The 7,176-nt window shown below is 64.2% G+C and carries 5 protein-coding genes and 1 pseudogene; 2 read left to right on the plus strand and 4 right to left on the minus strand.

The window, feature by feature from the left end; all coding sequences use genetic code 11:
• Positions 1-12 precede the first annotated feature (12 nt).
• Positions 13-1,293, minus strand: coding sequence for an MFS transporter (locus NEK97_RS06170; protein WP_257369008.1), 1,281 nt, complete (start codon positions 1,291-1,293; stop codon positions 13-15).
• 253 nt (positions 1,294-1,546) lie between these two features.
• A pseudogene (locus tag NEK97_RS06175) lies at positions 1,547-2,979 on the minus strand (FAD-binding oxidoreductase).
• A 289-nt stretch (positions 2,980-3,268) separates the two neighbouring features.
• Here NEK97_RS06175 and NEK97_RS06180 point away from each other — a divergent pair.
• Both NEK97_RS06180 and NEK97_RS06185 read left to right on the plus strand, forming a co-directional pair.
• Positions 3,269-5,011: a glycoside hydrolase family 13 protein gene (locus tag NEK97_RS06180; RefSeq protein ID WP_257369009.1), complete on the plus strand. Its 1,743-nt coding sequence runs from the start codon at positions 3,269-3,271 to the stop codon at positions 5,009-5,011.
• Positions 5,012-5,030: 19 nt separating this feature from the next.
• A complete protein-coding gene (locus NEK97_RS06185) occupies positions 5,031-6,053 on the plus strand; it encodes a LacI family DNA-binding transcriptional regulator (protein ID WP_257369010.1) in 1,023 nt (340 codons plus the stop codon).
• Positions 6,054-6,078: 25 nt separating this feature from the next.
• On the opposite strand, the gene NEK97_RS06190 is transcribed toward NEK97_RS06185, so the two are convergent.
• Both NEK97_RS06190 and NEK97_RS06195 read right to left on the minus strand, forming a co-directional pair.
• On the minus strand, positions 6,079-6,597 hold the full coding sequence (locus tag NEK97_RS06190; protein WP_257369011.1) for an N-acetyltransferase: 519 nt from the start codon (positions 6,595-6,597) through the stop codon (positions 6,079-6,081).
• Positions 6,590-7,084: an SRPBCC domain-containing protein gene (locus NEK97_RS06195; RefSeq protein WP_257369012.1), complete on the minus strand. Its 495-nt coding sequence runs from the start codon at positions 7,082-7,084 to the stop codon at positions 6,590-6,592. The genes NEK97_RS06190 and NEK97_RS06195 overlap by 8 nt, the downstream gene beginning before the upstream one ends.
• Positions 7,085-7,176: the final 92 nt, after the last annotated feature.

The following is a 7,176-nucleotide window of genomic DNA, read 5'->3' on the forward strand; positions in this document are numbered from 1 at the left end:
TCGGACAGCGCCTCAGCGAAGAGATCCAGCTTTCGACGCGGGTTGCGGGGGCACCTCGGCCAGTCCGACGCTCACCAGGGGCCCACGAATGGCAAGGAAGCCTGCCCCGGCCAGCACCAGCGCCTCAGCCGCGAGCGCCCAGAACGTCACTTCCCAACCGCCCGTCATGGTGTGAAGCAATCCGGCGCCCAAGGGGCCCAGCGAAGCAAGCGCAAAGCCGAACCCTTGACTCATGGCCGAGAGCCGACCCGCTGATTGCGGCCCCGCCGAGCGGATCACCACCAGTGCCATGGCCAGGCCAAAACCGGCGCTTTGCACAACCCCGAGTATGCCGACCATGACGAACTGCAGCCCCACGGGTGCAACCAGCACTCCCACGAGTGCGAGGGCCACGGATATTCCAAGTCCGGGTGCCATGACCCGCAGTATCCTGGGCCGGCCCGCCAGGACGGGTGCAAGGAGGCTGGCCGGCAATCCAGCGAGGCTGAACCATGCCAGCAATGCCGCAGCTTCCGAAGGCGAGAGCCCCCGGGATATCAGGTACACAGCCAGCCATGAGGTGATGGCGAAGTAGAGCATGGCCTGCAAACCGAAGAACGCCGTGACCGCCCATGCTGTGCGCTGCTTCCTGAGTGGGTTGGCTGAGCCAGGTACTGGGCTGGCCGAACCAGGCACCTGGCCGGCCGTTCCGGGCGACGGGGGTGTCGACGTCGTGCGTCCCCCGGAGCGGTGGATCAGGAAGGCCGCCAGCAGGGCCGGCACGGCCCAGGCGGCAAGTGCCGACGGCAGGCTTCCGCCGAAGGCCTGCTCCAGTGGCTGGACCAGCCCGGCCCCAAGTGCTGCACCTAGTCCAAATCCCATGGTGCAGAGGCCAGTCCACCACCCCGTTCCCCTGTTGGCTTTGACGATCTGCGGAACCAACACGCTGGCGCTCATGATGGCCATGCCTGCCAGGAAAGTGCCCGGGAGCAAGAGGGCTGGCACGGTCGCACGGAGGATCAGCGCTGCAGCCAACGCCAGTAGTGCCACGGCTACGGCCCGTCCGATTCCCAGTCGGCGAGCCAGCCACGGCCCAATGGGTCCCGAAATCCCGAAGGCCAGCACCGGCAACGTTCCCAAGAGCGGAAGCAGCGAAGGATCGAGTCCATAAACCCCGTGCACCTGATTCATCACCCCGGCCACCGTAGTAATAGCCGGCCGAAGATTGATGGACACCATCACAAGTGCGAGCAAGATCAGGCCCGTCGTCGCCCTCGAACCCAGCCCCGCCCCACCCACCCGGTTTTCACGCACGCAATTCTCCTCATAACGCCCTTGGTATACCAAATAAGAGTATGGGCAGAACCCAAGAATTGTAAATGTGTGTAATTGATGCAGCCAGGGGATGGGATAGTCATACTTTGGAATACCAAGGGCGGGGCGTGCATCCAACGGCGCCCCCAAGGGGCCCGAAGGGCCGGAACGCGGCAGCGCGCGTCTAAGGGAGGAACGACCGAGCGCGCAGAGCGTTCCGGCCCTTCGGGCCCGGCCCACCCAGATGTCGGACCTAGATAGCCTTCCCCGGGTTCAGGATCCCCTGCGGATCGAACAGCTCCTTGATCCGGCGCTGCAGCTCCCGCACGGGCTCCGGCTGCTCAAGTCCCAGCCAGCGCAGCTTGTATTGCCCTACGCCGTGCTCACCCGTGATGGTTCCACCATCTGGAGCCCCACCCGGATCGACTCGTCCAAGGCTGCGTTGAGGCGTTGCAGGGCGTCGGCGTCGGTGGCCGGGTCCACCCGGTCCATCCAGAAGGTGGGGTGCAGGTTACCGTCGCCGGCGTGGGCCACTACCTTGAGCCGGACCTGGAACCGCTCGGCCATCGCTTCAAGGGCGGCTACGAAGTCCACCAGCCGCGATCGTGGGACGGCAATGTCTTCGCCTACCCGGAATTCGTCGTCCACCTCGACGCCGCGGCTGTTGCGTCGCAGTTCCACCAGCATTTCGGCTTCGGCGCTGGCTTCGGTGGTAACGGTGGCGCCGCCCTCGGCGAGGACCTGCCGTACGACGTCGGCCTCCGCAGCAGCACCGAAACCGTCGGTCTGGATGAGCAGCAGGGATTTGCCGCGTTTCTGGAGGTCTCCCCCGTGCAGTTCGTCCAGTTGCACCAGCGTGCCGTTGTCCAGAAGTTCCATGATCGCTGGCTGGACCCGTGCCCGGCCTACAGCGAGGACGCCCGCGGCGGCGCTGCGGAAGTCCTGGTAGAAGGCGGCGATGGTGTGGATTTCGCGCGGCAGGTATTTCAGTCGTACTGTCACGCCCACCACGATTCCCAGTGTTCCTTCGGAGCCCACCAGCAGGGCGGTCAGGTCGTAGCCCGCGACGCCCTTGAAGGTCTGGTGGCCGGTGTGCATCAGGGAGCCGTCAGCCATGACGACATCCAGTGCCAACACGGAATCACGCGTTACACCGTATTTGGCGCAGCGCAGCCCGCCCGCGTTCGTGGCCACGTTGCCACCGATGGTAGACATTTTGTAGCTGGCGGGGTCCGGCGCGTACATCAGCCCGTGTTCGGCGGCGGCGGCGTTCAGGTCGGCATTGATGACGCCGGGTTCGACGACGGCGGTCTCGTCGTCGGGGTTCAGGTCCAGGATGCGGTTCATCCGTTCGAGGCTCAGGACGATGCACCCTTCGGTGGCGTGCGCACCCCCGGAGACACCCGTTCCGGCGCCTCGGGCGACGATCGGAACCCGGTGTGCGGCGCAGGTGCGGACGACGTGTTGCACGTCCGCCACGGACTCAGCCCAAACGACGGTAAGAGGCAGGTGCCGTTCCAGGAGGGGACCCTGGTCGGCTGAGTAGGTGCTGAGGGTTTCAACGTCCTGGGCTAGATTGCCGGCGCCCAGGCCTTCTGCAAGGTCGCGCAGGAAAGCCCGCTGCGCTGGTGATGGCTGGGCTGCTTCGCCTTGGCCGTGTGTGCGTTTCTGTGGTGTACCGGCCATGGCCATTTCGTCAGACAAGGTGTTCCCTTCACACGAGCACCGCGGACACGCCAACCCGGCAGTCTTCGCAGTGTTTCCGTGCTCATAGTCTAGCCAGCGGACCCTTGACCGTTTTGGCACAGCCGGGCTAAATCCGCCGGGCCTCCCTCGATGGCGTCTGTAAGCGTTTCCAGACTGTGCCCCGAACTTACTCCTGCGAAAATCCGCCCCACTTCACTTTGCTGCGGGTGGCGCGTTCATGAAAGTGGAAGCGCTTTCAATATTCCGGGCTGTCTCCTACGATGTGTCCATGTCCGTTGATTCATTGCTCTCAGTTGAGGCCTACGAGCCCACTGCTGCATTCACGCAGATAACCCCAGTCCACGACGCCTCCGACGCCCACGGTTGGTGGCGTTCCGCCGTCATCTACCAGATTTATCCGCGGTCCTTCCGCGACCTCAACGGTGACGGTGTAGGAGACCTGGCTGGCATCACGGAAGAACTGGGGAAGCTTGCAGCTTTGGGAGTGGACGCCGTGTGGCTGTCGCCGTTCTACCGTTCGCCCCAGAGGGACGCGGGTTACGACGTGAGCGACTACTGCGACGTCGACCCGCTGTTTGGCACCCTGACGGACTTTGACGCACTGATTGCCGAAGCCAACAGGCTGAACCTGCGCGTCATTGCGGACCTGGTTCCCAACCATTGCTCCGACCAGCACGTAGCGTTCCAGGCGGCACTCCAGGCCGGACCTCATAGCCCCGAGCGCAACATGTTCATCTTCAGGGACGGGCTTGGTCCCGACGGCAACGAGCCGCCCAACAACTGGCAGTCGCATTTTGGCGGCTCGGCCTGGACCCGCATCATCGAAGCGGACGGGCGGCCAGGACAGTGGTTCCTGCATCTTTTCGACTCCTCGCAGCCGGACTTCAACTGGGACAACCCTGCGGTCCACGCAGAGTTTGAACGCGTGCTCCGTTTTTGGCTGGACCGCGGTATTTCCGGCTTCCGTGTTGATGTTGCCCACGCCTTGGTCAAAGCCCCAGGCCTTCCCAACTGGGGCGGCCGCGCTGATGGCAACAGCTCGGGCGGCTTCCCGGGCCAGGATGCTCCCATGTTCGGCCAGCCCGCACTGCACGACATCTACCGGCGCTGGCGCTCCATCCTGGAGGAATACGGGCCGGACCGCATCCTCTGCGCCGAAGCCAATGTGGACCCGCTTCCGCGGCTGGCGCTGTGGGTCCGCCCCGACGAGATGCACCAAGCCTTCAACTTCCCGTACCTGCATGCCGGCTTGGACGTCTACCGCCTTCGCCACACCATCACTGACTCCCTGGTCTCGCTGGATGCTGTCGGGGCCCCGAGTACTTGGGTTCTCTCCAACCACGATGTTGTCCGGCACGTTTCCCGGTTCGGCTACGACGGACCCGGCCCCCGCGATGGTGATGGCATAGGGCCTGACGACGTACAGCCCAACGAGGAACTCGGACGACGGCGGGCTGCCGCGGCCACCATGTTCATGCTCGGCCTTCCGGGCGGCGCCTACCTTTACCAGGGTGAGGAGCTGGGCCTCCCCGATTCCACCACCATCCCCGCCGCGCTTCGGCAGGACCCCACGTTCAGCCGGACAGGCGGGGCCCGCATCGGCCGCGACGGCTGCCGTGTGCCGCTGCCGTGGCGAGCGGCGGACGCCAACGCCGGCTTCGGGGACGGCAAGGATCCTTGGCTGCCCCAGCCCGAGTCCTGGCCCACACTGGCGAGGGACAAGCAGGAGTCCGATCCGGCGTCGCACCTTAACCTGTACCGTGCATTACTGGCCGAAAGGGCCTCACTCCGACTCGGTGAAGGATCTTTGGCCTGGGTGGAGGATTACTGCAGCGGCTCGTCACTCGCGTACCTCAACGGAAACATCCTGGTGGTCATGAATACGGCACACCAGCCCATGCCGATGCCGCCCGGAGAGCTGATCCTGCGCAGCTCCCGGCATGTAGGCGCGGAACCACAGGCTGCTGATCAAATAAGCTCGGGAGAGACAGTCTGGCTCAAAGTCAGCTAAATCTTTTTCAAGGAGCGGGATGACCGGTATCAAGGACGTTGCCGAGCGCGCAGGTTTGTCCGTGGCAACAGTTTCCCGGGCCCTGAGCGGTAAAGGCAGCGTATCCCCTGCCAGCCGCGAACGTGCCCGGGCCGCCGCCTGCGAGCTGGGTTTCGTTTTGTCCTATCCCGCGTCCAGCCTGGCGTCCGGCCGGACCCACAACGTTGGCCTGGTGGTGCCCTCCGTCCATCGCTGGTTCTTTTCAGCGGTGGTGGAGGGCGCATCAGCAGCCCTGTTGGAGGCGGGCTACGACCTCACGCTCTACAACATCGGCGAGAATGCGGCCCACCGGCAGAGTGTCTTCAACGATTTCCTTCTGCGCAAGCGTGTGGACGCGGTCATTGCGGTCTCCTTGGAACTGAGCGAGAACGAACTCCGGCAACTGCATGCCGTGCACCGCCCGATCGTTGGCATCGGCGGGCCATTGCCTGGAGCCTCCTCCATCAGGATCGACGACACGGCCATTGCGCGCCAGGCCACCAACCACCTTCTAGGCTTGGGGCACACCAGGATCGCCCACATCACCGGTCATGAAGCCTACGATCAGGACTTCCATCTGCCCGGAACCCGCCGCACCGGTTTCGAAAAAGCAATGAACGACGCCGGATGTCCGGTCAGGCCCGAATGGATCGTTTCTGCGGACTTCACCATAGAAGGCGCCTATGCGGCCGCCCGGCAGTTGCTTGCCGGCGCGCCGGAACGGCCAACCGCCGTCTTCGCAGCATCTGACGAAATGGCGATCGGCACCATCCTGGCTGCGCGCGACTTCGGGTTGCGCGTCCCGGATGACATCTCGGTCATGGGCATCGACGGACACGACCTTGGGAACGTCCTGGGACTGACTACCATCGACCAGGATGCCAAGGGTCAAGGGGCACTTGCAGTCCGTACCCTCCTTGGGGCGATCACCAACGGCACCCCTCTCGTCGCAGCGGACACGCAGCACCCCACCAGGCTCGTTGTGCGCACCAGCACCGCTGTTCCACCGGCCGACGCGAACTAGCTGTACTAGCCCTTTGTCCCGCCGTCTACAGCAGCCGTTCCATCACGAGCTCCAGCTTGGCCGGATCCTGCGGATAGGGCCGGCTGGCACCCGTCAACTCGAATCCATGGCGGCTGTAGAACGCTTGAGCCCGGGCATTGTCCTCATGGACTCCCAGTTCAAGACGATCGGCCCCCAAGGACTCCCCTGCGACCCTGCACGCCGCATTCAAAAGCTCATCAGCCAATCCCAAGCCGCGATGCTCAGGGGCCACGTAAACGCTAATGAGCATAGCGACCGGCGCCAACCCAGGATCCTGCGGGTGCTTCAACACCACCCTCATCAGCCCGTAAAGTCTGTGATCGTCTTTGCCCCCATCCGCAACCAGCGTGACGTTGCCATCCCCGCACATTGTGGCCGCTCGTTGCTGCCATTGGGTATCCGTCTGCCGACGTGCCGCATCCAGGTTTTCGACGTAAGCCATGGGGGTGTCAGCAAGCATCTCCAAGCGAATGTTCTTCAGCAACAACCAGTCATCGGCGTGGAGCCGGCGGACCCTAGGCAACGGCTCCGCCCATGAATCTCACGTAGCGCTGCAGCACGCGAGGCCAACCCTCAGCATAGGAAGCCCGTGAAGCCGCAGGGTCCTCGGCGCCTTCCCAACCGTCGTGGACCAGACGGACCTCTGTCCCGTCATCAACGGCACGGAACGCAACACGGATCTCCGTGGACCACAAGGGTGTGCTCGCCGGATACCAGCTGGCATGGAAGGAGAGGGGAGGCTGCCAGTCGTCAATGGTGCCCCAGACAGAGGTGCGGCCGTCCTCGGCTGTCTCCAGGATCAGGTTCTCCTCGAACTCCACATGGGAACCGAGCCCAAAGACGCTCTCCTCCTCCATGGGCCACCACAGGTGGGGGTGGTCAGTGAAGCCTTGGAAAGCATGCGATACGTTCGATGGGACCACCACGGTCACCACCAGGGGCTCAAGCTCATTGCCGGACTGCTCGGAGGGCTCGGGTTCGGACGCGGGATGGCTGAAGAGATTTTCCATGACCACCTACTTTACCGGCGGCTCGAACCGGGTTGTTAAATGGGGGGAGCCCCGACCGTCGTGGTCGGGGCTCCCCTGTTAATGGTTGTCCG

The sequence above is a fragment of the Paenarthrobacter sp. UW852 genome (genome assembly GCF_024608385.1).
Classification (GTDB): domain Bacteria; phylum Actinomycetota; class Actinomycetes; order Actinomycetales; family Micrococcaceae; genus Arthrobacter.

What these genes read in the sequence shown, in the direction of transcription:
- NEK97_RS06185 (WP_257369010.1), top strand. Translation starts at nt 5,031, where the DNA reads ATGACCGGTATCAAGGACGTTGCCGAGCGCGCAGGTTTGTCCGTGGCA.
- NEK97_RS06195 (WP_257369012.1), bottom strand. Translation starts at nt 7,084, where the DNA reads ATGGAAAATCTCTTCAGCCATCCCGCGTCCGAACCCGAGCCCTCCGAG.
- NEK97_RS06180 (WP_257369009.1), top strand. Translation starts at nt 3,269, where the DNA reads ATGTCCGTTGATTCATTGCTCTCAGTTGAGGCCTACGAGCCCACTGCT.